Source organism: Nocardiopsis aegyptia (assembly GCF_013410755.1).
Taxonomy (GTDB): domain Bacteria; phylum Actinomycetota; class Actinomycetes; order Streptosporangiales; family Streptosporangiaceae; genus Nocardiopsis; species Nocardiopsis aegyptia.
In genome coordinates this window covers 4611289-4635680 of sequence record NZ_JACCFS010000001.1, presented here as the reverse complement: position 1 = coordinate 4635680, position 24392 = coordinate 4611289, and the positions used below count along the sequence as shown (strand labels likewise).

The 24392-nt window shown below is 72.8% G+C and carries 19 protein-coding genes; 9 read left to right on the top strand and 10 right to left on the bottom strand.

The features are described from left to right. Positions 1–407: 407 nt before the first annotated feature. The 5 genes from HNR10_RS20715 to HNR10_RS20695 all read right to left on the bottom strand — a co-directional run bounded on the left by HNR10_RS20715 (position 408) and on the right by HNR10_RS20695 (position 6001). Positions 408–1052: a PH domain-containing protein gene (locus HNR10_RS20715; RefSeq protein ID WP_312889361.1), complete on the bottom strand. Its 645-nt coding sequence runs from the start codon at positions 1050–1052 to the stop codon at positions 408–410. Next, positions 1037–2134 (bottom strand): adenosine deaminase, encoded by a 1098-nt coding sequence (locus HNR10_RS20710; protein ID WP_179826077.1) that lies wholly within the window; start codon positions 2132–2134, stop codon positions 1037–1039. The genes HNR10_RS20715 and HNR10_RS20710 overlap by 16 nt, the downstream gene beginning before the upstream one ends. 158 nt (positions 2135–2292) lie before the next feature. Next, on the bottom strand, positions 2293–3528 hold the full coding sequence (locus HNR10_RS20705; RefSeq protein ID WP_179826075.1) for a M20 family metallopeptidase: 1236 nt from the start codon (positions 3526–3528) through the stop codon (positions 2293–2295). Between the two features lie 26 nt (positions 3529–3554). Continuing rightward, on the bottom strand, positions 3555–4727 hold the full coding sequence (locus HNR10_RS20700) for a glutamate--cysteine ligase (protein ID WP_179826073.1): 1173 nt from the start codon (positions 4725–4727) through the stop codon (positions 3555–3557). Between the two features lie 161 nt (positions 4728–4888). Next, positions 4889–6001, bottom strand: a complete 1113-nt coding sequence (locus tag HNR10_RS20695) for a YihY/virulence factor BrkB family protein (RefSeq protein WP_179826071.1) — start codon at positions 5999–6001, stop codon at positions 4889–4891. A gap of 148 nt (positions 6002–6149) precedes the next feature. On the opposite strand from HNR10_RS20695, the gene HNR10_RS20690 reads away from it, so the two are divergent. Further along, positions 6150–7271 carry a galactokinase family protein gene (locus HNR10_RS20690; protein WP_179826069.1) on the top strand — a complete coding sequence of 374 codons (1122 nt, stop codon included), beginning with the start codon at positions 6150–6152 and terminating at the stop codon, positions 7269–7271. 103 nt (positions 7272–7374) lie between these two features. Next, the gene (locus tag HNR10_RS20685) at positions 7375–8640 is read left to right on the top strand and encodes an LCP family protein (protein WP_179826067.1); all 1266 of its coding nucleotides are present in this window, start codon (positions 7375–7377) and stop codon (positions 8638–8640) included. 1090 nt (positions 8641–9730) lie between these two features. Here the strand turns inward: HNR10_RS20685 and HNR10_RS20680 are convergent. Further along, positions 9731–10948, bottom strand: a complete 1218-nt coding sequence (locus tag HNR10_RS20680) for an NADP-dependent isocitrate dehydrogenase (protein ID WP_179826065.1) — start codon at positions 10946–10948, stop codon at positions 9731–9733. Between the two features lie 179 nt (positions 10949–11127). Beyond that, complete coding sequence (locus HNR10_RS20675) at positions 11128–11481, bottom strand: DUF3017 domain-containing protein (RefSeq protein ID WP_179826063.1); 354 nt, start codon at positions 11479–11481, stop codon at positions 11128–11130. Positions 11482–11914: 433 nt separating this feature from the next. Between HNR10_RS20675 and HNR10_RS20670 the strand changes: the two genes are divergently transcribed. Further along, positions 11915–12520: an FHA domain-containing protein gene (locus tag HNR10_RS20670; protein WP_179826060.1), complete on the top strand. Its 606-nt coding sequence runs from the start codon at positions 11915–11917 to the stop codon at positions 12518–12520. Between the two features lie 478 nt (positions 12521–12998). On the opposite strand, the gene HNR10_RS20665 is transcribed toward HNR10_RS20670, so the two are convergent. The 3 genes from HNR10_RS20665 to purN are packed head-to-tail and all read right to left on the bottom strand — an operon-like array spanning position 12999 to position 16081. Then, entirely contained in the window at positions 12999–13850 is an 852-nt protein-coding gene (locus HNR10_RS20665) for a bifunctional methylenetetrahydrofolate dehydrogenase/methenyltetrahydrofolate cyclohydrolase (protein ID WP_179826058.1), read from the bottom strand. Positions 13851–13865: 15 nt separating this feature from the next. Beyond that, positions 13866–15434, bottom strand: coding sequence for a bifunctional phosphoribosylaminoimidazolecarboxamide formyltransferase/IMP cyclohydrolase (gene purH / locus HNR10_RS20660; RefSeq protein WP_179826056.1), 1569 nt, complete (start codon positions 15432–15434; stop codon positions 13866–13868). Next, the gene (gene purN, locus HNR10_RS20655; RefSeq protein WP_179829857.1) at positions 15431–16081 is read right to left on the bottom strand and encodes a phosphoribosylglycinamide formyltransferase; all 651 of its coding nucleotides are present in this window, start codon (positions 16079–16081) and stop codon (positions 15431–15433) included. The genes purH and purN overlap by 4 nt, the downstream gene beginning before the upstream one ends. A 408-nt stretch (positions 16082–16489) precedes the next feature. On the opposite strand from purN, the gene HNR10_RS20650 reads away from it, so the two are divergent. The 6 genes from HNR10_RS20650 to HNR10_RS20625 all read left to right on the top strand — a co-directional run bounded on the left by HNR10_RS20650 (position 16490) and on the right by HNR10_RS20625 (position 24334). Further along, positions 16490–16882, top strand: a complete 393-nt coding sequence (locus tag HNR10_RS20650; RefSeq protein WP_179826054.1) for a DUF4190 domain-containing protein — start codon at positions 16490–16492, stop codon at positions 16880–16882. A 220-nt stretch (positions 16883–17102) separates the two neighbouring features. After that, positions 17103–18980, top strand: coding sequence for a Wzz/FepE/Etk N-terminal domain-containing protein (locus tag HNR10_RS20645; RefSeq protein ID WP_179826053.1), 1878 nt, complete (start codon positions 17103–17105; stop codon positions 18978–18980). Then, positions 18977–20413 carry a ligase gene (locus HNR10_RS20640; protein ID WP_246406331.1) on the top strand — a complete coding sequence of 479 codons (1437 nt, stop codon included), beginning with the start codon at positions 18977–18979 and terminating at the stop codon, positions 20411–20413. The genes HNR10_RS20645 and HNR10_RS20640 overlap by 4 nt, the downstream gene beginning before the upstream one ends. After that, positions 20410–21654: a phosphotransferase gene (locus HNR10_RS20635; protein ID WP_179829855.1), complete on the top strand. Its 1245-nt coding sequence runs from the start codon at positions 20410–20412 to the stop codon at positions 21652–21654. Before HNR10_RS20640 ends, HNR10_RS20635 begins: the two co-directional genes overlap by 4 nt. A 248-nt stretch (positions 21655–21902) precedes the next feature. Further along, complete coding sequence (locus tag HNR10_RS20630; RefSeq protein WP_179826051.1) at positions 21903–22784, top strand: sulfotransferase domain-containing protein; 882 nt, start codon at positions 21903–21905, stop codon at positions 22782–22784. Next, the gene (locus HNR10_RS20625) at positions 22772–24334 is read left to right on the top strand and encodes a lipopolysaccharide biosynthesis protein (protein ID WP_179826049.1); all 1563 of its coding nucleotides are present in this window, start codon (positions 22772–22774) and stop codon (positions 24332–24334) included. The genes HNR10_RS20630 and HNR10_RS20625 overlap by 13 nt, the downstream gene beginning before the upstream one ends. Positions 24335–24392: the final 58 nt, after the last annotated feature.

Sequence of the window (24392 nt, the reverse complement as noted above, 5' to 3'; positions counted from 1 at the left end):
GCGGGCGACGACGAAGGACCCGGCGTGAAGCGCCCCGAGCCCAACCTTCGGCCGGGCGGGCCGGTACCGGCGTGGCGAGCGTACACCCCGAGGCCTTGGGATGGACGGTACCGGCCGTGGCTCGGCCGAAGGCTGTGCTGCTGGTGGTGTCGTGTCGCGCAGGATCCCCGCAGATCCCGTTGGACTCGCGAACGTGACACCCGATATTCAGTTGAACCGCGCGCGTCGCCTTCGGGGGAAGTCCGGGCGGGTGGCCATCCGCGCGAAGTCCGCCCGCCCGAATCACTCTCCCTTAGGCATGCCTTACCTAACCAGATGTCGAGAGTCGCGTCAACCCCGGCACCCGTGGAAAGACGACGGACCCGGCCGCCCTCCAGGGGCACCGGGTCCGGTCGGGGTCCGCTCGCTCAGGTGAGGAACACCGCACCCACCAGCATCACGACGGTCGCGGCCAGGATCACGATCACCTCGACCGGGACCATGGCCTGGGGCGCGTCCTCGGCGCCCAGGGCGGCCGGCCCGGCCTCGTCGACGTCCTTGATCGGCCCGGTCAGCGGGCGGGCCTTGTACCGCTCGGCGTCCTGGCGCAGCTGCCGCGCGGCCAGGTCCACCGGCCGCATCTGCGCGGGGTCCTCGTCGTGGTCGGCGTCGAGGAAGCCCGCGTCCCGGCGCATGTTGTCGCGGACCTTGGCGCGCTTGGTCTCCCGCAGCGGCCACGAGCGCACGATCGTCTGCGGCGTGTGCACGCGGAGCACGTCGGTGACGTCCACCCACCGGACCGCCGCCCACGGGACGAAGGTCTCCCGCAGCGGGTTGATCACCCGCAGCCCCCGCTCGGTGACCGCCACGCGGGGCCGCATCCACACGAGGTAGACGACGGCCACGCTGGCGGCCAGCACGGCACCGGCGATCCACGCCTCGCGGCCCTCGCCCCGGACGAGCACGTCCAGGATCAACAGCACCGCGATCACGATCCACGCCGCCGCCAGCAGGCGGGTGGGCGTGGAGTAGTGGCTCGTGGGGTTGGTGGGCTCCATCAGTCGGTCGCCCACTTCAGCTGCGCGAAGCCCGGCTTGATGATGCCGTTGATCAGGGCGAGCCGTTCGTCGAAGGGCAGGAACGCCGACTTCATCGCGTTGACCGTGAACCACTCCAGGTCGTCCCAGCCGTACCCGAACGCCTCGGAGAGCTTCGCGAACTCCTCCGACAGGCTGGTCCCGCTCTGCAGCCGGTTGTCGGTGTTGACCGTGACCCGGAAGCGCAGGTCGCGCAGGAGCCGGATCGGGTGCTCGGCGATGGACTCGGCCGCGCCGGTCTGCACGTTCGAGCTCGGGCACATCTCCAGCGGCACGCGCTTGTCGCGCACGTACTGGGCGAGCCGGCCCAGCACGGGCACGCCGTTCTCGTTCTCCGTGATGTCGTCGATGATGCGCACGCCGTGGCCGAGCCGGTCGCAGCCGCACCACTGGAGGGCCTCCCAGATCGAGGGCAGACCGAACGCCTCGCCGGCGTGGATCGTGAAGTGGAAGTTCTCCCGACGCAGGTACTCGAAGGCGTCCAGGTGGCGGGTCGGCGGGTTGCCGGCCTCGGCGCCCGCGATGTCGAACCCGCTCACGCCCGCGTCCCGGTAGCGGACCGCGAGCTCGGCGATCTCGGAGGACCGCGCCGCGTGCCGCATCGCCGTGACCAGCTGCCCGGTGCGGATGCTGCGGCCGCGGTCGGCGGCACGCTTCTCGCCCAGTTCCAGGCCTTCCTGGACGGCCTCCACGACCTCCTCCAGGGTCAGGCCGCCCTCCAGGTGCTGCTCGGGCGCGTAGCGCAGTTCGGCGTAGACGACGCCGTCGGCCGCCAGGTCCTCCGCGGCCTCGGAGGCGACCCTGACCAGGCCCTCCCGGGTCTGCATGACGGCGGTGGTGTGCGCGAAGGTCTCCAGGTAGCGCTCCAGCGACCCCGAGTCCGACGCGTCGCGGAACCACACGCCCAGTTCGGCGGGGTCGTTGGTGGGCAGGCCGGTGTAGCCGGCCTCGGCCGCCAGTTCCACGACGGTGGCCGGTCGGAGGCCGCCGTCGAGATGGTCGTGCAGGAGGACCTTCGGCGCCCGACGGATCTGCTCGATGGTGAGTGGCTGGTTCATGCGTTTCAGGATGCCACCTGGCCGCCATGCGCTCCGCCACGCCGGGGTGAAGTTGCCGAAAATCCGGCAGAAGCCGAGGTGGGGCGCCCGTGCCGAGGTGTCGTGCTATGCGCTGTCTCGCGCGGGTGGCCGGGCGTCCCCCTGGTCGGTCGTCCGTCTCAGGCGAGGGCCTGGTCGTCCACGTCGGCGTGCGGCCGGGCGGCCCCCCACAGCGCGGTCAGCGCCGTGGTCACCATGAACCGGGTGCCCACGCCGATGGCCCGCTCGTCCACGTCGAACCCGCCGCGGTGCAGGTCCAGCATCGGCCCGTCCCACCGCGGGGAGTGCGTGCCCAGCCGCGCCAGCGCGCCGGGCACGTGCTCCAGGTACCAGGCGAAGTCCTCCCCGCCCAGGCTCTGCGGGGTGGACGAGACGGCGTCGGAGCCCAGCGCCAGCGTGACCGCCTCGCGCATCATCTCGACGCTGCCCGCCTCGTTGATGGTGGGGGGCACGCCCCGGCGGTAGGTCACCTCCGCCTCGGCGCCGTAGGCACTGGCCACCGACTCGACGAGGCCCTTGACGATGTCGGGGGCCGCGTGCCACGCCTCGTCGTCCAGGCAGCGCACGGTGCCCTCCGCGACGGCGTCGTCGGGGATGACGTTGGGCGCCGATCCGGCGCTGATACGGCCCCACACCAGGCTGAAGCCCGCGCGGGGGTCGATGCGCCGGGACAGCGCGGCGGGCAGTTCGGTCACCACCTTGCCCATGGCGTAGACGAGGTCGGAGGTCAGGTGCGGGCGGGCGGTGTGCCCTCCGGGCCCGGAGAGGCGCACCATGAGCTGGTCGCACGCGGCGGTGATGCCGCCCGAGCGCAGCCCGACCTTCCCGACCATCAGGCGGGGGTCGCAGTGCAGGGCGAAGATGCGGTCCACGCCCTCCAGCGCGCCCGCGTTGACGACCTCCACGGCGCCGCCGGGCAGCTCCTCGGCCGGCTGGAAGACGAGCCGGACGCGGCCGGGCAGGGCGCCCGCCCGGTCCTGCTGGGCGAGGAAGACCCCCGTCGCCAGCAGGACCGTGGTGTGCACGTCGTGTCCGCAGGCGTGGGCGACGCCGGGGACGGTGGAGCGGTAGGGCACGTCCTTCTCGTCCGAGAGGGGGAGCGCGTCGATGTCCGCGCGCAGGGCGACCAGGGGGCCGGAGCCGGATCCCACGTCGCAGATCAGGCCGGTCCCCTGGGGGAGCTCCTTGGGTTCCAGCCCGACCGAGCGCAGCCGTTCGGCGATCCGCCCCGTGGTGCGGTGCTCGGCGAAGGCCAGCTCGGGGTGCATGTGCAGGTCCCGGCGGAAACCGGTGAACTCCCGCTCATGGCGCGCCAGAAAAGCGGTCAACTGTTCCGGCAGGTCACGTCCCTGCATGCGAGGGTCCCCTCTTCGTTCACGTCTTACCGCGCACCGGCTCCATCGCCGACACCGACCTCTGCACGGGTGGGGTGGTCGCCCTGGAGCTCGGCTGCGAGCATGTCGACGACGTCGTCCAGCGAGCCGCCCGCGGCGACGACCGCGCGCTGGCGTTCGTAGGAGGCACCCTTGTCCAGGATCTCGGAGATCAGGTCCAGGTCCTCGGCGCAGCCCAGGCGGGCCGCGACGGGCGTCAGCTCGCGTACCAGCTCGTACAGGTCGTCCCGGAGCGGAACGGTGGTTCCGTGCAGGTCCGTGATGACACGGGCGTCGAGTCCGTAGCGAGTGGCCCGCCACTTGTTGTCCCGTACCAGCCAGGACGGCGGGCTGGGCAAGCCGTACCCGCGGTCGAGCTGGTGGTCGAACAGCTCTACCAGGCTCTGCGAGAGCGCGGCGGCCATTCCCACCTCGCGCAGTGTGGGAATCCCGTCGAACATCCGGATCTCGATGGTGCCGAAATCAGGGTGCGGACGGATGTCCCACCACACTTCCTTGATAGAGGCGATGGTACCCGCCCTGAGTAGCGTTTCGATGTATTCCTCAAAAGCCGTCCAGTGCGGGAGGTTCACGGGGGGTCCGGACGTCGGCAGGGCACCGAAGATGATCGATCGCGAGGACGCCAGCCCGGTGTCCGATCCGCTCCAGAATGGGCTGGAAGCACTCAGAGCGAGAAAATGAGGCAGATACTTCGCGAGGGCGTTCACCATGGGAATGGCCTTCTCCCGGCTGCGCACCCCCACGTGGACGTGGACGCCGCAGGTGAGGATCCTGCGCGCCAGCCACTGCATCCGGTCGACCAGTTCGCCGTAGCGGACCCCGGGACTGAGGGACTGGTCCCGCCAGTCGTCGATGGGATGGGTTCCCGAGCAGGTCAGCGTGGTGCCGCGCGGGTCGAGCACCTCCCTCATCCGGCCCAGGTTGCGCGCGAGGTCGCTCTTGGCCTCGTCCACCGTCTCGCAGATCCCCGTCACGACCTCCACCTGCGACTGCATGAGCTCGTGCCGGAGCGGGGGCGCGGCGTCCTCACTCAGGTCGGGGAGGTCGGCCAGGAGTTCGCGCGCCTCCTGGCGCAGGTGGCGGCTACGGCGGTCGACGAGTTGGAGTTCCCACTCCACGCCGAGCGTCGCGCGTTCGGACGACTTGAATGCGATTCCCATCTGCCCTCCGGGGGGTGATTGCCGACCGCCGTGGTCGGCGCACCATCGAGCCCCGGCGAACCGGTCAACCGGGACAGAAGAGGACTACCCTTCCCACACCGCGCGCATACGGGATATCTACCCGCCCACGGGCTGAATTCATGAAAATATTGAAAGCGGGTTCAGTGCTCGCGCCGGCGTACCCGTCGGAGCAGCGCGGCGACCGCTCCCCCGGCCCCGGCCGCGCCCAGGAGCGCGGCGATCCCGGCGACGATCCGCTGGTCGACGCGGCGCCGGGCGCGCGCGGGCGCGGGCGCCCCCGGAGTCGGCCCCTGCCGGGACCAGTCCAGGCCGTTCTCCTCTGGCAGCGGCAGCGTCCCGGTGTAGGGCGCCGGCATCGGGAGCCAGGTGGCCGTCCAGGCGGCGCTGAACATGACCAGGCGCATCACCAGGTTGATCCACACGAGCAGCCCGACGAGCACCGCGAACGACGCGTAGACGGGGTTGCTGAGGGTTCCGGCGAGCAGGACCGCCGCGGTCGCCTTGAGCACCTCGAAGCCCACGGCGCCGAGCAGGGCCCCGCGCCACATCATCCGCGTCGGCCGCCCGCTGCCCGACAGCAGCGTGAAGACCAGCATGAGCAGGACCATGTTCATCGAGACCGCGACGGCCAGTGCCAGCAGGCGCAGCAGCAGGTTGGCCCACCCCGAGCCGTCCAACCCCACCAGGGCCAGCAGCCAGGTCGTGGCCGCCTGTCCCACGCTGGTGACGGACACGGTGAGCAGCAGCGCCAGCCCCAGACCGACCATCACGAACAGGTCGCCCGCCTTGCGCAGCAGGACGTTCGGGCCCTCCTTGACGCTCTTGAGCCAGATCGAGTGCAGGGCCTCGCGCAGCGCCGACACCGAGTTCAGGCCCGCGTAGAGCAGGCCGAGCAGACCGAGGACTCCGGCGCCCACCCGTGCCTGCGCGATCTCGTCCATCGGCAGCTGTTCGGACAGCCCCGGCAGCACGCCGTCGATCCCCTCTTCGAGGGTGGCGGTGAGCTCGACCTGCATCGAGGCCAGGTAGCCGACCACGGCGAAGGCCAGCGCGAGCAGCGGGAAGAAGGACAGGAACGCGAAGTAGGTGACCGCCCCGGCGAGCTGGTTGCCGTTGCGGTCCGCGTAGCGCTCGTAGGCGCGCACCGCGTGGTCGACGGCGGGGTGGCGCCGCCTGAGCCGCCAGTACTCGTCCATCGACAGGTTCCGGTAGTGGCGGGCCCCGTCCTTCGCCCTGTCCAGCGCTGCGGCCATACGGTCCTTCCCCTGCCGGCCCGGAAGTGTGGGACACCCTAGTCCACATCGCGCCGCGGTGCGGGGGCGCCACGCGCGCGTCCGCGGCGGTACACGGCAGACTTGGGGTAGGAGCTGTCCAGGGGATGTGGGAGAAGGGGGACGTCCGGTGGGGGGCGCGGGGGCGCGGTTGCGTGCTGTGTTGGGGGTGCGGTCGGCGGGGCCGCTCGGCGAGTGGTCCATCGAGGCCCCCGACCCGGACACGCTGGCCAAGGAGTACCTACGGCGGTTCGGCGAGGCGCCCGCGGGGGTGTGGCGCGCACCGGGCCGGCTGGCGCTGATGGGCGAGCACACGGCGGTCACCGCCGGACCGGCCCTGTACGTCGCGCTGCCCTGGGGTGTGACCGCGGCGGTCGGGGAGGCCCCGGACGCGGGCGTGCACGTGGCGACCCCCTCCGGCGCCGTGCGGCCCAGGGAGGCCGCGGCGCGGGCCGTGGCCGCGGCGGTGGCCGACGCGCGCCGCAACGGCTCCCTGGCGGCCGACACGGGGGTCCGGGTCGTCCTGGACGCGGACCTGCCCGAGCACGCGTCCCTGGGCCGCACGGCCGCCGCGGGCAGCGCGGCGGCCCTGGCCCTGGCCGACATGGGCGGCGACCCGCCACCCGAGGGGATCGAGGCGGCCGGACGGGTGGCCATGGTCGCCCGGCCCGGCTGCGCGGTGCGCTTCAACCCCAGGGGACACACGTCGACGGTCCTGCCGTTCGACCTGGCCGCCGAGGGGCTGCGGCTTCTCGTCATCGACACCGGCGCCCTGCCCCGCCGCGATCCGCGCCCCGCCCGTGAGTCGGAGCTGGCGCGGGCGGAGGAGGTCCTGGGCCCGCTGCGCGCGGTCCGGGACCTGCCCGCGGCGCTGCGCGAGCTGCGCGACCCCGTCCTGCGCACGCGCGTGGAGTACGCGGTGACGGAGACGCACCGGCTCAACGCCGTCGTGGGCCTGCTGCGCGCGGGCCGCTCCGCGGAGGTCGGCCCGGTACTGACCGCCTCCCACCTGTCGCTGCGCCGGTTCGACCTGCCCACGCCGGAGGTGGACCTCGCCGCGGAGACCGCGTCCCGCGCGGGCGCCCGCGGCGTGCGGATGTCCGGGTGGCGCGGCACCGCCCTGGCCCTGGCCGCGGAGGACCGCGTCGAGCGCATCACCGGAGCCCTCGCCCGGGCCTTCACCGACCAGGGCCGGGTGGCGCCCCGGGTGCGTGCGGCCGTGCCCTCGGCCGGGGCCCACCGCTTGAGGTGACCTCGGTTCGGACGGATCTGGGCGAACCCGGCTACCCTTTCTGCGATCACATAGCCAGGAAGCACACCCAGACGTCCACGGCGCGGAGCAGATAGGCGAATCGATGGCTGACCGAAGGAGCGACTCCGGCTCGACCGGAGAACACGACAAGGCAGGTGTGTTCCGACGAGGGGGCACACCCGGTCGGCCGGACCAGTTCGAGAAGCTCTACCGCTCGCGCGAGTCCGAGCAGGCCTCGGCCGGCGGTCCGCGCCGGCTGCCCAAGGCCGGCGAGGTCCCTCCGGTGCGCCGGACCCCGCGCAAGCGCTCGACGCACTCGGCCGGGCGCGAGTACGACGGCCGCGGGATCGAGCGCCGCGCGAAGGAGAGGCGCCGCAAGCGCGTCTCCACCATCGTGACGAGCACGCTCGTGGTCCTGCTGGTCGTCCTCATCGGTGTGCCGACCGCGTTCTACCTGTGGGCGAACTCACGCCTGCAGCACGTGGAGGCGCTGCTGGACTACGACGAGCGCCCGGACCGCCAGGACGGCACGACCTACCTCATCGTGGGGTCGGACAGCCGTGAGGGCCTGGACGACGACCAGGTCCGCGACCTGGCCACCGGTCGGGCCGAGGGCCGCCGCACCGACTCGATCATGCTGCTGTACATCCCCGACGACGGCGAACCCACGATCATCAGCGTGCCGCGCGACTCCTACGTGCCCCTGGCCATCCCGGGCTACGCGGACAACAAGATCAACGCCTCGTTCGCCGACGCCGTCTGCGGGACCGACGAGGAGGGCGAGGAGATCTGCGGCGGCCCCGCGCCGCTGGTGGAGACCTTCGAGCGCGCCTCGGGCGTACGCGTCGACCACTACGTCGAGATCGGCATGGGCGGGTTCGTGGACCTGGTCGACGCCGTCGGGGGCGTGGAACTGTGCCCCGAGGAGCCGATGGTGGACCCCAAGGCGGGACTGGACATCGAGGCGGGCTGCCAGGAGATGGACGGCGGCACCGCGCTGGGCTACGTGCGCACCCGTGCCACCCCGCGCGCCGACCTGGACCGCATCCAGCGCCAGCGCGAGTTCTTCTCCGCCCTCGTACAGAAGGCCAGCGACCCCTCGACCCTGTTCAACCCGGTCCGGGCCATTCCGCTCGTCACCGCGGGCACCGACACGTTCATGGTCGACGAGGGCGACCGCCTCCGCCACCTGGCCACGATAATGCTGGCCCTGCGCGGCGGCACGGAGACCACCTCGATCCCCGTGGGCAGCACCCCGACCCTGGACGGCGTCGGCTCCGTCGTGCTCTGGGACGAGGAGCTCTCCGGGCAGATGTTCGCCGCCATCCAGGAGGGCGAGCCCATCCCCGAGAGCGTCCTGCGGGAGTAAGGGTGGGCTCGGGGCGCTTCACGCCGGGGCCTTCGTCGTCGCTACTGCCTGGCTCGCAAGCTCGCTGGCGGCAGAGACTCCTCCTGCAGGCACCGGCGCGCCCCTCACCCCTGTGCCTTCTTTGGGCCGCCGCTCGTTCCTCGCTTTGGCCCGGACAGACCCCCTGCGGTCCCCGCGACCGGAACCGCGTACCCCTCACCCCCTCGGGTCGAGGTAGGCCGCTTTCGTACCGCTTCAACCCGCTGGACCTGAGGCCCAGGGGGTTGAACGCGTGCATGCGCACCTCCGGGGCCGCAGGGGGTTGGGCGGGGCCGGTTCCGCTCACGGTCACCACAGGGGGGTTGAAGCCTCTACAGGTGAGCGGACCGCTGGGGGGTTCGCGAGGGGCGCGCCAGTGTTCTGCAGGAGGAGACGGGGCCGCAGCGAGCCTGCGAGCAAGGCAAGTCGACGACGAAGAACACTGGCCTCCCAGCGCCCCGAGCACGGGCCAAAGCGAGGAACGAGCGGCGGCCCCAAAAAACACAGGAGGGCGCCGACGCGCCCTGGAGGGCCTGGAGGTGCACTCCCGAGGAACGAGGGAGCGCACCGGAAGGACCGAAGGGCGCGTCTTAAAGGCGCCCGAACAGGCGAAGGGCCCGCCACCAATGGTGACGGGCCCTTCTTCGTGACGTTCCGTACTGTGCGCGCCTACCCCCCAGCGGGCGCAAAGCCGGCACGTCGGTCTGTTGTGGCCGAGGGGCTCGCACCCGCTCTGGCCTGCCGGTTCTCACCGGCGTGTCTCCACCATAGGTCAAAGTTCGCGAAAGGTGCGAATCCTGCCCACGTGTCTTACGTCGCACCCGAACGAGGCGACCCTCACCCGGGGTGGCCATACTCCCACCCACAGAGACCGCTTGTCCGACGAACACGGTAAACACGCTGAGAAAGTTGTGCGACGCCCCGTGTCCGAAGACCCCAAACGACGCGTTCCCGCGCAATCCCTCCTCCGGCCCGTGGGACGACGACGCCCGGGCGCCCCCTCTCGGGGACGTCCGGGCGTGGTGAAGGTCACCCGATCCGCCGGCTCGGTGCGGATCGCGCGAGACAGCCCCTAGGCCAGGCGCTTACTCAGGTTCTCGTCCAGAGCGGCGAGGAACTGCTCGGTGGTGAGCCACTCCTGGTCCTTGCCGACCAGCAGCGCGAGGTCCTTGGTCATCTGCCCGCCCTCGACGGTCTTGACGACGACGTCCTCGAGGGTGTTGGCGAACTCGACGACCTTCGGGGTGTTGTCCAGCTTGCCCCGGTGGTCGAGACCGCGGGTCCACGCGAAGATGGAGGCGATCGGGTTGGTCGAGGTCGGCTTACCCTGCTGGTGCTGGCGGAAGTGGCGGGTCACCGTGCCGTGCGCGGCCTCGGCCTCGACCGTGCGGCCGTCGGCGGTGCGCAGCACCGAGGTCATGAGGCCGAGCGAGCCGTAGCCCTGGGCGACGGTGTCGGACTGCACGTCACCGTCGTAGTTCTTGCAGGCCCAGACGTAGCCGCCCTCCCACTTGAGCGCCGCGGCGACCATGTCGTCGATCAGGCGGTGCTCGTAGGTCAGGCCGGCGGCGTCGAACTTCTCCTTGAACTCGGCCTCGAAGATCTCCTGGAACACGTCCTTGAACATGCCGTCGTAGGCCTTGAGGATCGTGTTCTTGGTCGACATGTAGACCGGGTAGTTGCGGTCCAGGCCGTAGTTCAGGCTGGCGCGCGCGAAGTCCTCGATGGACTTGCGGTAGTTGTACATGCCCATCGCGACACCGCCCTCCTCGGGGAAGTTCGCGACGTCGAACTCGACCGGCTCGCTGCCGTCGGCCGGGGTGTAGGTCATGGTGACCGTGCCCGGGCCGGGGACCTTGAAGTCGGTGGCCTTGTACTGGTCACCGTGGGCGTGACGGCCGATGATGACGGGCTTGGTCCAGCCGGGGACCAGGCGCGGCACGTTCTCGCAGATGATCGGCTCGCGGAAGACGACACCGCCGAGGATGTTGCGGATGGTGCCGTTGGGCGACCGCCACATCTTCTTGAGGCCGAACTCCTCGACCCGGGCCTCGTCCGGCGTGATGGTGGCACACTTGACGCCGACGCCGTGCTCCTTGATGGCGTTGGCGGCGTCGACGGTGATCTGGTCGTCGGTGCGGTCACGCTCCTCGATACCGAGGTCGTAGTACTTCAGGTCGATGTCGAGGTAGGGGAGGATCAGCCGGTCCTTGATGAAGGACCAGATGATCCGGGTCATCTCGTCGCCGTCCAGCTCGACTACGGGGTTTTCGACCTTGATCTTGGCCATGGCTGTGTGGCTGTCCCTTCAGTCTGCGCCACCACCTCGTACGACGGGCCGGTCCCGGTTCGTGGCCGTTCCCAGGTCCGCGCGCGGCGTTGTCCCACGCCCGCCCGGCGTCCGTGCTACCGGGGAGGCGGTGGCGTGTGTCGGTGTCGCGGTATCTCGACGTCAAGCTTATTCGACGCCTACGCGGACAGTTGCGGCGCCACCCACGCGAGCACGATCAGCAGCACCGCCATGCCGACGAGGGTGGTCAGATCGATCCAGCGCCGACGCACGGCGAGCATGCCGATCCAGTCCTTGGGCAGGAACAGCCGGAACGCGGCGGCCAGCAGCAGCGCGCACGCGATGATCGCCGGGCCGCGTTTGAAGTAGGCCGCGGCCACGACCACGATCCCCGCGGCCAGCGCCGACATGACGAGGAAGTAGGGGACCTGGGCGAGCCAGTCGGGCACCTCGGGACGTCCCTGGGGCCGATCCTCCCGGGTCTCGTCAGGTGTCTCCGCGTCCGACAACTCCGCCAACCCCGCTTCGTTCACCGTGTTCCGACCCGTCCGGTTTCCGACCTGCCCGCGTGACCCTCCCGGGCACCGCGGACGGGACCCCGGCACGGACGCGGTGGAACCGAGCGCCGACGCGGGAGAGACAGACCCATTGTAGGGATGAGTCTCGCCACGCCTCTGCACTCACGGAATCGGACTCGCCGCGTCAGGACCACCGGGCGTCCGATACCCCCTGCCGATTCCGCCACAGAGCCGTATTCCCGGGCCTTGTCCCCCTAACTCCGGAGTAAGCGCGTAGAACCCGTACCAGCCGGGTAACCAAGCTTGGGATGAGTGCACCGGTGAGCGAGGACCATCCCCTATGAACCCCACTCAACGCGCAGACCGCCCCTCAGTCCCCCGACAGCCACCCATCCCCCACCGCCGCCGCCCGCACCGGACACGCCAGCCCTATCCGGGAGGAGTCACCGTGGACGGGCCCTATCTCCGGGTGGAAGACACCGGGGACATCCACGCACTCGCCGCCGAGGTCACCACCGTGGGCCGGGGCGAGGGCGCCGACATCCGGCTCAACGATCCGAGCGTCTCCCAACTGCACGCCGAACTCGTCCGGCGCGGCCCCTACGTGTACGTGGTCGACCTCGGTCTCTCGCGCAACGGCACGCGCGTGAACGGCCGGCCCATCGCCCGCCGGGTCCTGGAGGAGGGCGACGTGGTGAGCTTCGGCACCGCGCGCTGCCGCGCGGGCGGGCTCCCCCGGGAGCAGATCAGCCCGGACATCGAACTGCGCCGCGGGGCCGCGCCCGAGCTCACCCGACGCGAACTCGACGTGCTCACGGCCCTGTGCCGCCCGGCGCTGTCGGAGGAGGCGTTCGTCGCGCCCGCCACGGCCAAGGACATCGCCGAGGCACTGGTGGTCACCGAGGCGGCGGTCAAACAGCATCTCCTGCGCCTCTACCAGAAGTTCCGTATCCCGGAGGGGCAGAACCGGCGCACCCGTCTGGCCAACGAGGTCGTGGCCCTGGGACTGGTGCGTCCGATGCCGATCAGCGGATCCGCGCGCCGGGCCAGCTGAGCCCGCTCGGCGGATCGGGCCGATCGGCGCCGTTCCGTCGCGGCGGGCGCCGCGACCAGCGGAACCGTGGGCGGCGGCAGCGGTCACGGCGACGGGCATCCGCCGCCGTTCGTCCGCCGTCCGGACACGCTGGCCCGTGGGCGCCGGGACGGCGTGCACGGCCGTGCGAGGGCCTGAGCCCTCCGGCCCCGGCGTCGGCGACAGCCGCCCGTCCCGACCTCGTTCACACCCGAGGCGACCACCGCCACTCGGGCCACCACCGCACCGACTGCTCACGCTCCGGCCACCACCGCTTGCCGCCAGCATCGGCTCAACCATCACCGCTCCGGCCGCCGCCGCTGTCCGCCAGCGCCCCGGCTGCCACCGCACCGACCGCCAGCGCTCCGGCCAACCCCGGCCCGGCGATCACCGGCTCCGACGCACCGGGGGCGGTGGCGCACTGTGCGCCACCGCCCCCGCGGTCCTTCGCCTTCGGCGGTCAGCCCGCCTGGCGTTCGGCCGCCTCGACCACGTTGACCAGCAGCATGGCGCGGGTCATCGGCCCCACGCCGCCGGGGTTGGGCGACATGAACCCGGCGACCTCGGGCACGTCCAGGGCGACGTCGCCCACCAGACCGTCGTCCGTGCGCGAGACGCCGACGTCCAGCACGGCCGCGCCGGGCTTGACCATGTCCTTGGTGATGAGGCCGGGCACGCCGGCGCCCGCGACGATGATGTCCGCGTTGCGCGTGTGCGCGGCGAGGTCACGGGTGCCCGTGTGGCACAGGGTGACCGTGGCGTTCTCCGACCGGCGGGTCAGCAGCAGGCCGAGGGGGCGGCCCACGGTGACGCCGCGGCCGACCACGACCACCTCCGCGCCCCGGAGCGGCACGTCGTAGCGGCCGAGCAGCTCCACGATGCCGCGCGGGGTGCACGGCAGCGGCGCCTCCTGCATCAGCACCAGCTTGCCCAGGTTGGAGGGCTGGAGGCCGTCGGCGTCCTTGTTCGGGTCGATGAGGCCCAGCACCCGGTTCTCGTCCAGCGCCCGGGGCAGGGGCAGCTGCACGATGTAGCCCGTGCACGCCGGGTCCTCGTTCAGCTCGTGGACGGCCCGCTCCACGTCCTCCTGCGAGGCGTCCGCCGGCAGGTCGCGGCGGATGCTCGCGATGCCGACCTGCGCGCAGTCGCGGTGCTTGCCGCGCACGTAGGAGTGGCTGCCCGGGTCGTCGCCGACCAGGACGGTGCCCAGCCCCGGAGTGATCCCCCGGGCCTTGAGCCTGGCCACCCGCTCGGCGAGCTCGCCGCGGATGGTCTTCGCGACGGCCTTGCCGTCCAGAACGGTCGCGCTCATGCGGTTCCCCTCGCTCTAGTGGAAGAAGTGGCGGGTGCCGGCCAGGTACATGGTCACCCCGGCGGCCTTGGCCGCGGCGATGACCTCCGCGTCGCGCACGGAGCCGCCCGGCTGGACGACGGCGCTCACACCGGCCCCGGTCAGGATCTCCAGCCCGTCGGGGAACGGGAAGAAGGCGTCGCTGGCGGCCACGGAGCCGGTCACGCGGTCACCGGCGCGGGTGACCGCCAGCCGGGCCGAGTCCACCCGGTTGACCTGGCCCATGCCCACGCCGACGGTCGCGCGGCCCGCGGCCAGCAGGATGGCGTTGGACTTGACGGCGCGCACGGCCCTCCAGGCGAAGGCGAGGTCGGCGAGGGTGTCCTCGCCGGCCGGGGTCCCGGTGGCCAGGGTCCAGGCGGCCGGGTCGTCGCCCTCGGCGTCGATCGCGTCGCGGGACTGCACGAGCAGACCGCCGCTGATCTGGCGGTTCTCCACGCCCGTGCCGAAACCGGTGCCCTCCGCGACCAGGAGCCGGATGTTCTTCTTCTTGGTCAGGACCTCGACCGCGGCCGGCTCGAAGCCGGGCGCGACGACGACCTCGGTGAAGATCTCCGCGATCTGCCCGGCCAGCTCCGCGCCCACGGTGCGGTTGGTGGCGATGACGCCGCCGAACGCGGAGACCGGGTCGCAGGCGTGCGCCTTGCGGTGGGCCTCGGCGTTGTCCGCGCCGACCGCGATGCCGCAGGGGTTGGCGTGCTTGATGATGGCCACGCACGGCTCGTCGAAGTCGTGGGCGGCCCGCAGAGCGGCGTCGGCGTCCACGTAGTTGTTGTAGGACATGGCCTTGCCGTGCAGCTGCTCGGCGCCGGCCAATCCGGAGGAGGGGGCGCCCGCGACCGTGTACAGGGCGGCCTTCTGGTGCGGGTTCTCGCCGTAGCGCAGGACGCTCTCACGCTCGTAGCCGATGCCGAGGTAGCCGGGCCAGCCGGAGTCGGCGGCCTCCGCGTCGGGGGCGTAGGCGCCGGCGAACCAGGAGGCGACCGCCGCGTCGTAGGTCGCGGTGTGCTGGAAGGCCAGTCCGGCCAGGCGCTTGCGCTGGTCCAGGGTGAAGCCGCCCTCGCGGACCGCCTGGAGGGTGGCGCCGTAGCTCGCCGGGTCGACCACGACCGCGACACTGCCGTGGTTCTTGGCGGAGGCGCGCACCATGGCGGGCCCGCCGATGTCGATCTTCTCGATGCAGTCGTCCTCGGAGGCGCCCGAGGCGACGGTGTCCTGGAAGGGGTAGAGGTTGACCACGACCAGGTCGAAGGGGGCGATGCCCAGCTCCTCGATCTTGGCGACGTGGTCGGGCTTGCTCCGGTCGGCGAGGAGTCCGGCGTGCACGTGGGGGTGCAGGGTCTTGACCCGGCCCTCCATGATCTCGGGGAAGCCGGTGACGTCCTCGACGTCGGTGACGGGGACGTCGGCGCCGCGCAGCTTCGCGGCCGTGGAGCCGGTGGAGACGATCTCCACACCGGCCTCGGCCAGGCCGGCGCCCAGCTCCTCCAGGCCGGTCTTGTCGTACACGCTGATCAACGCACGCCTGATGGCCTGCTGGGTCACCGGTTCTCCTTCGTGTCGGTCGCGTCGCTGACGCTGTGCTCTGTGCGGCCGGGCGCGGTCCGACCGAACCGCACGTGCCTGCCGTCGATGGTCCAGCCCTCGCGGGCGAGCCTGCCGACCGTGTCGACCAGCATCTCGCGCTCCACGGCCTTGATGCGCTCGTGGAGGCTGGACTCGTCGTCATCGTCCTCGACGGGCACGGCGACCTGGTCGATGATCGGACCGGAGTCGACGCCCTCGTCGAGGAAGTGGATGGTGGTGCCGGTCACCCGGACACCGTGGGCGAGCGCGTCACGGACGGCGTGCGCGCCGGGGAAGGAGGGCAGCAGCGCGGGGTGGATGTTGACCGCGGGGTGGCTGCCGACGACGTCGGGGCCGAGGATGCGCATGAAGCCGGCGGAGACCACGAGGTCGGGTTCGTACTCGGCGATCCGCTCGGCCATCGCCTCGTTCCACTTCGCGCGGTCGGGATGGTCGCGGAAGTTGACGACGAACGTGGGCACGCCGGCGGCTCTGGCCAGCTCGATCCCACGGGTTCCCTCACGGTCGGATCCCACGGCCGCGACCCGCACGCCGTAGGCGGGGTCCTGGGCCGCTTCCAGCAGGGCGGCCATGTTGCTGCCCGTGCCCGATATGAGGATGACCACTCGCGCGGACAAATGCTTCTCCCAGGTGTCGTAGAGAACGGTGCGGGAGAGACCTCCCGCGTCCGGGGGCGCCGGGGGACGGCGCAGCATCCGGAGGAACAGGGACACCCGGCACGGAGCCCGGGCAGGAGCCGGACCGCACCGCGGACGTCGTTCGGGGTGGCCCGCCTCCCCCGCGAAGCCGCCCCTGTGGGCGCTGTCGGGCGACGGGCGGGCCGACCGGGCCCGTCCGCGTCCCAACCCTATCGGTCCGGGTAGCGTCTACCCCACGGGGACCACACGTTTCGGGAACCCCGCCGCGGACCGACCAGAGCCCCGGGACCCCTCGGGGTTCCGGCACCGGATACGCTCCCGCGCAGGCGGAAGCGGACCATGACGCCCCTGGTGGCGTCCCTAAGGAGTGAACCTGTGACCGACAACAGCCCTGAGCCCCGGACCGACGGGCAGCCTCCCCGGATGGAACGCGGCGGCCTGTGGGGGCTGTTCTTCGGGATGGCCGGGCTGCTGCTTCCGCCCTACGGGGCGGTCCTCTCGGTGTTCGGCGTGGTCCAGGGCTTCCGGGCGCGACGGGCCGCGCGGGCCAACGGCACCACCGCACCGGGGGCGATCCTGAGCGTGGCCTTCGGTCTGGCGGGCCTGCTGCTCTCGGGGGCGATGACCTATGTGGCGATCGCCTACCGCGACGAGGTCGCCGACTACCGGACCTGCTCGGCGCGGGCGCACACGGTCGCCACGCAGTCCGAGTGCGACGACGCCTGGGAGGAGTCCACGGGCCTGCCGCCCAACGCCGTCGGCTGGTGAGGCGGGCCGGCGGCACACGTCCTCCGAAGGGCGGCGGGAGTTCTCCCGCCGCCCTTCTGCGTGCCCGGCACCCTTCCGGGCCACCCGTCGAGCCCGATTCCGGTCATTCCTCTTCATGGAAACGGCTGTTTTCCCCAGCATCGGCCACCTCCCAAGGGACTACACTTAGTATGCAATCGTTCACTAAAAGTGTTGCCCACGCGCCTGCGGAGAGGATCCGATGGACACCGAGACCCCCGGCTCGTCCGGACCGGAACTGAGGGAGTACACCGCCCTGCTGCGCCGCCGCCTGCGGCTGGTGGTCGCCGGTGTGCTCGGCGGACTGGTCCTCGCCACGGCCGCGGTGCTCACGGTGCCCCCCTCGTACACCTCCACGGCGGCCGTCCAGGTCCGCCCGACCGGAGTGGCCGAGCTCACCGGGGAGCGCTCCGGACGGGTGGCCGGGGACGTCAACCTCGACACGGAGGCACAGGTCGTGCTCTCCGACCAGGTCGCCACCCAGGCGGCCGACACGCTCGCGGAGTCCGGCGCAGCCGTGCCCGACACCCAGGACCTGCGCGAGCGGGTCGAGGTGACGGTGCCGCCCAACAGCAACGTGCTGGAGATCCACTACACCGCCGACAGCGCGGAGGGCGCGCGGGCGGGCGCCGACGCCTACGCGCTGGCCTACCTGGACCGGCGCGAGGCGCAGGTGCGCGAACTCGTGGGCTCCCAGCTCGACGCGCTGCGCGCGGAACAGGAGACGCGCTACGAGGCGCTGGCGGAGCTGGCAGCGGAGAGCGCCGGGGCGACCGGCACCGCCAGGGCCGGTGCGGACGCCCGCGCCGAGGCGCTGCGCGCGGAGATCGCCGAGCTGGGCAACGGCATCAGCCCGCTCGGCGCGCTCCAGGAGACCATCGTCCCCGGCCAGGTCATCACCCCGGCGTCCACGCCGGAGGGCCCCGCGTCCCCGATCCCCGCGCTGTGGCTGCTGGGCGGCGCCGCGCTCGGCCTCCTGGCGGGCCTGCTCGCCGCCGTGGCCCGCGACCGCCTGGACCCGCGCCTGCGCGACACCGAGGAGACCCCGCGGCTCAGCGGAGTCCCGGTACTGCTCGACCTGTCCGGGGGGCGGGGCTCCGAGCGCGCCGTGGGGCTGCTCGGCGACCACGAGGCCGACGGCCAGCGCGTGAACGAGGTCGCGCACCTGATCCGCACCCGGCTCGCCCCCGTCGCCGGCGTCGAGTCCGCTGCCACCGAGCCCGTGTCCGCGGAGACCGCCTCCGGCGAGACCGCGCCGGGCATGGCCGAGTCCGACGAGCCCGCGCCCGGACGGATCCTGTTCACCGCGGCCACCACGCCCGGCCGGGCGGGCGCGGTGGCCGCGGTCAACCTGGCCGCCGCCCTGGCCCGCACCGGCGCGCAGACGCTGCTGGTGTGCGTCGACCCGCGGACCGCGCCGATCGACGCGCTGCTGGGACTGGCGGACGGGCCCGGCCTGGCCGAGGCGCTGGTGGAGGGCGAGGACCCCGCCGAACTCACGGTCCGGCCCGACGCCGCCCCGCTCCTGCGGGTCCTGCGCCACGGTTCCGCCGATCTGGACGCCCCCGTGCGGGGGACGGCCATGGAGGACCTGCTGCACCTGCTGCGCTCGGCCGCCGAGTACGTCGTCGTCGCCCTGCCCGCGGCCAGTGAGCGCGCCGACGCCCATGCCCTGGCCGGGACCGCCGACCTGCTGCTGCCGGTGGTCGAGCTGGGCCGGACGCCCCGTGCCGCCCTGACCGGGCTCGTCGGGACCGCCGACCGCTTCGGCACGACGGTTCCCGGCACGCTGGTGCTTCCCCGCCAGCCGCGCGCCGAGGACTCCGTGCCCGCTACCGGGCGCAGTGCCGACTCCCGCGCCACGGCTTCCGACCGCTCCGCCGGCGCCGACCGGGTACCCGCCACCGCGTCGGGCGCCCCGGACGGGAGGACCGCGACACCGAAGAACGCCGAGCGGTCCGCGAGCGCCGGGAAGGTCGGGAAGCCCGAGAAGGCCGAGAAGGCCGACAGGACCGGGAAGACCGCAGCGACCGGTCGGGACGAGCGCGTGGCCGCCGACGCCGAGGCCGGGCGCCGATGAGACGACGTTCGCCCGCGCCCGGCACCGCGACGACGGCCCGGACGACCAACCGCGTCGACCCCGGCGTCGGCCTCGGTCCGGGACTCGGCGCCTGCCTCGGCGCGGGCCGGGTCACCGGGTGGCCGCTGCTGTGGCTGCTGGCGGGGTATCCGCTGTGGTGGGCGCTGGGGCTGGGCCAGTTCGCGTACTGGCTGTTCGCGGTACCGATGGCCGCCGAGCTCGTGCGCCGGCACCGGACGGTCGGGCTCCGGGTGCCGCCGGGGTTCTGGCTGTGGGCGCTGTTCCTGCTGTGGACAGTGCTCGGCCTGCTCCTGGTCCCGATGGACCTGCCCGGCACGGTGCCCGGCAGCGGCGGCTACGGCGGGGCGGTGCTCCGGGTGGTCAACTACCTGGTGCTGACCGTCCTGCTGCTCTACGTCGGCAACCTGTCCGAACGCGAGCTGCCCACCCGCCTCGTGCTGTGGGCGCTCTCGCTCCTGTGCCTGTCCACCATCGCCGGCGGCTACCTCGGGATGCTCGCGCCCCGGTTCGAGTTCACCGCGCCGACGGAGTACCTGCTCCCGGGGTCGCTGGCCGGCGACCCCTACATGCAGGCCCTCATCCATCCGGCGTCGGCGCAGGTCATGGACATCTTCGGGTACGAGTCCGCCCGACCCAAGGCACCCTGGGAGTACACCAACCTGTGGGGCTACATGCTGTCCCTGCTGCTGGTGTGGATGCTGGTGGCGTGGTCGGTCCACGGCACGGGGTGGGTGCGCTGGGGCGCGGTCGCCCTCGCCGCCCTGTCCATCGTCCCGATCGTCTACTCGCTCAACCGCGCGCTCTGGGCGGGCCTGGCGCTCACCCTGGCCTTCGCGGCGGTCCAGGCGCTGCGCCGGGGGCGGGTGGCGCTGGTGGGCGGCTGCGCGGTCGTGGCCGCGGTGGCGCTGCTGGTCCTGGCCGCCTCCCCGTTGGCCGACGTCGTGCGCACCCGCGCCGACAACCCGCACAGCGACGACGGACGGGCCGCCACCAACGCCCAGTCCGTGGCGGCGGCCGACCACTCCCCTGTCCTGGGGTGGGGCACCACCCGCGAGGGGCTGGGCAGCGAGCAGTCCATCGCGATCGGGCCCAGTGCCGAGTGCCCCACGTGCGGCCACCACGTCATCGGCAACGCCGGCCAGCTGTGGATGACCCTCATCGCGAACGGCTGGATCGGCACCGCCTTCTTCCTCGCCTTCTTCGCCTTCACCGCCTGGCGCCACCGCTCGGTGACCACCCCGGTCGGACAGGCCGCGCTGCTCACCGTCCTGCTGCTGTTCTGGTACATGCTCTTCTACGTCGCGCTGATGTCTCCGCTGGCCGTCACCCTCATCGCCGTCGCCCTGCTCTGGCGGGGCGGGGCGACGGTGCCGACCGGAGCCGCCGCGCACCGCCACGGAGGTCGATGGTGAACAGTGAGACGACCTACCTCACGGACGTGGCCGCCGTGCTGTGGCCGTGCGGCGGCCTGCTCGGCCCCGACGACGGGAGCGTGCGCAGGCTGGTGCGCCGCGACCGGGGCAGCCAGTACCTGCCGGTGCCCAACGCGCAGAGCCCGCGCGTGATCCTGCCCGCGCACAACCGGTGGGCGGCGGCGCGCGGGATCGCCTCGTTCGCCCAGGGCCACTCGTTCGCCGAGCGGCTCCGCACACTCCTGCTCACCGGGGCCTTCGCCACCGGTCTGGCGCCGCTCATCCTGCGCGACCGGCTGTACGTGGGCGCCGGTCCCGGGATCGAGCACGCGCTCACCGCCGCGCTCGACCGCGACCTGGCGATCGCCATCCACGTCGGACCGCCGCGGGCCAACCGCAAGCCGGTCCTGCTGCTCCTGAGCCCCGCCGGCCGCACGATCGGCTACGCCAAGGTGGCCATCAACGAGCTCACCGCGCGCCTGGTGCGCGCCGAGACCCGGGCCCTGCGCCTCCTGGCCGACGCGCGGCTCAAGGACGTGACCGTGCCGCGCCTGCTGTACGAGGGCGAGTGGAACGGCCAGCCGCTGCTCGTCCAGGAGGCGCTGCCGGTGGGCGACCAGACCGACCGCCCCACCCGCCGCCAGCTGCTCCGCTGCGTGATCCAGATCGTCAACCTCGCCCGCGTCCGCGAGCGGTTCCTGTCCGCCAGCCCGTACCGGCGCGCCCTGGAGGAGCGGATCGTGACCCTCGGCGCGCGGCCGGAGGCGGCCCCGCTGCGGGCGGCCCTGCGCCGCCTGCCCGACGTGCGCATCCCGTTCGGGGCCTGGCACGGCGACCTCACCCGGTGGAACATCGCCAGCACGTCCCGGCGAGCCTTCGTGTGGGACTGGGAGCGGCTGGCCATGGACGCGCCCGTGGGATTCGACGCCTTGCACTACGACCTCAACGAGTGCGTGCAGGCGGGTGTGCACCCCGGGGTGCACCGGTGGCTGGACAGCGGGTCGCGGCTGCTGCGCGACCCCCTCATCAGCGGCACCGGGCTGCGCGCGCACACGGTCTCCACCGTGATGGCGCTCTACCTGATCGACCTGGCCACCCGGTACCTGCACGACCGTCAGTCCGAGAGCGGCGGCCACCTGGCCTCCGTCGACGACTGGCTGCTGCCCGCCCTCGACGGCCTCCAGGAGAGAGCCGTGCACGAGGCCTCCCACGCCGACGACCCGCCCCTGGGCGCGGTGTGACCCCCACGCCGCGACAGCGCCCATGGCACGCCGGTGCTCCGCACACCGGGACGCGCCCCCTGGGGGACTCGGTGACGGGACCCACGACGGGGTTCGCGAGGGGCGCGCCAGTGTTCTGCAGGAGGAGCCGGGGCCGCAGCGAGGAACGAGCAAGGCAAGTCGACGACGAAGGCCCCGGCAGGAAGCGCCCCGAACCCACGGGCCGAAGCGAAGCGACGGCCCAATGACAACACAGAAAGGACCCAGAGATGCCCAGGGACCCCTCCCCTGTCCCCCTCCGGCGCCTCGCCGAGCGGGGACGCCGTGCCCTGCTGCCCCTGTCCGACGGGTGGGGGTCGGCGACCGCCCGGGCCCGCGCGCTGCCCGACTTCCTCATCTGCGGCGCTCAGCGCGCGGGCACGACCTCGCTGTTCAAGGCGCTGGCCCAGCACCCCGCCGCCACCGGACCCACCCTGCGCAAGGGGGTGCACTTCTTCGACACGGGCTACCGGGACGACCTCGACCGCTACCGTGCCCACTTCCCGACGCGGACACGGCTGCGCGCCCGCGGCGGGCGGCCACGGGTGCGGGTGTTCGAGTCCAGCCCCTACTACCTGTTCCACCCCCTGGCCGCCGAGCGGATCGCCCGCGACCTGCCCTGGGTGCGGGTCGTGGTGATCCTGCGCGACCCGGTGGAGCGCGCCTACTCCGCGCACGCCCATGAGAGTGCCCGCGGGTTCGAGGACCAGCCGTTCGAGAAGGCGCTGGAGCTGGAGCCCCAGCGGCTGGCGGGAGAGGAGGAGCGGCTGGCGGCGGACCCCGCCTACCGCTCCCACTCCCACCAGCACCACGCGTACACGGCGCGCGGCCGGTACGTCGACCAGCTCGTCCGGATGGAACGGCACCTGGGCCGGGACCGCGTGCACGTGGTGGACCACGCCGACCTGTTCGACGGCACCCCGCGCGCCCTGGCGGAGATCGAGCGCTTCGTGGGCCTGCGGCCCGGGCCGGAGCGGAGCCCGGGGCGGCACAACGCGCGCGTGCGGGACCGGATGCCCGAGTCCCTGCGCGACGAACTCGCCGCCCGGTTCGCCGACAGCGACGCCCGCCTGGCCGAGTGGTGGGGTCGGACGCCGTCATGGCGACGGTGACCACCGCGGCGGACGGCGGGTCGCACGCCCTGCGGCGCGTCCTGCGCGGCGGTGTCGTCAACCTCGTGGGCACGGCCGTGGGCGCGGTCCTCAACCTCGCCCTCATCGTGATGATCACGCGCGCCCTCTCCCAGGAGACGGCCGGGCTGCTGTTCGCGGCGACGTCGGTGTTCATGGTCGCGGCGGCGGTCGCGAACGTGGGCGCGCCGGACGGGCTCGTGTACTTCATCGCGCGCATGCGGGTGTTCGGGCGCGCCGACGGGGTGGCGCGGCTGCTGCGCCTGGCCATGGGTCCCACGGTGGCCGCCGCGTGCCTGTTGGGGCTGGTACTGCTGGTGTTCGCCGAGCCGATGGCACAGGCGTTGGGCACCGACGAGGCCGCCACGTACCTGCGGCTGCTGGCCCTGTTCCTGCCGTTCGCGGTGCTGACGGACACGGCGCTGGCGGCGACGCGCGCCCACCACGACATGTCGGGGACGGCGGTCGTGGAGAAGGTGGGCCGGCCGCTGGCGCAGGTGGTGCTGGTGGGGGCGGTGGCCCTGAGCGGTGCGGGCGGGCTGCTGGCCCTGTCATGGGCGGGGCCGTACCTGCCCGCGGCGGTGGTGGCGTGGTTCTGGCTGGGTCGCGTCCTGCGCCGAGCGGCGCCGGACGCGACGACCGGAGCGCAGGGGGTGGCCGGAACGGCCGAGGCGACCGGGGCGAGCGCCGTACCGGGCCGCGTGCTGGACGGCTCACTCGACGTGACCCCGCGCGCGTTCTGGACCTTCGCGCTGCCCAGGGCGGTGGCCGGGGTGGCGCAGATGGGGATCCAGCGCGGCGGCGTGATCCTGGTGGCGATGCTCAACGGTCTGGCGGGCGCCGCCGTGTTCACCGCGGCGACGCGGGTGATGGCGGTGGGCCAGTTCGGTACGCAGGCGGTGCTGGACGCGGCGCAGCCCCGGTTCGCCGAGCAGATCGCCACCGGCGACCACGCCGGTGTGCGCGGGCTGTACCAGGTGGCGACGGGGTGGCTGGTCTGCCTGACCTGGCCGCTGTACCTGGGCGCCCTGGTGTTCGCGCCCGAGGTGATGCGGCTGTTCGGGCCGGAGTACCGGCTGGGCGCGGCGGCCCTGGTGGTGGTGTGCGCCGGCCAGCTGGCGGCCTCGGTGCTGGGGATGGGCGACCTCATCCTCGCGATGACGGGCCGCACCGGCCTCAACCTGCTGAACAACGTGCTGGCCCTGGTGGCCAACGTCCTGGCGTGCCTGGTCCTGGTGCCCGCACTGGGCGCGACGGGGGCCGCGACCGCCCTGGTCGGAGCGGTGATCCTGCGCCGGGTGCTGCCGCTGTGGCAGCTGCGGACCCTGGTGGTGCTGCATCCGTTCAGTCGCCCGGTGATGACGGCGGCCGCCTCCGCGCTGGTGTGGTTCGCCGCCCTGCCGGCACTGCTGACGTGGGTCATGGGCACCGGTCTGCCGACACTGGCCACGGCGGCGTGTCTGGGAGCCCTGGGGCACCTGGCGACGGTGTGGTACCTGCGCGGTCCGCTGGAGCTGTGTCCGGGCCGGTGAGGGGTGGTTCCGGGTTCTCCGACCTCGTCGCTGACTACTCTTGGTTATGGGATGATGA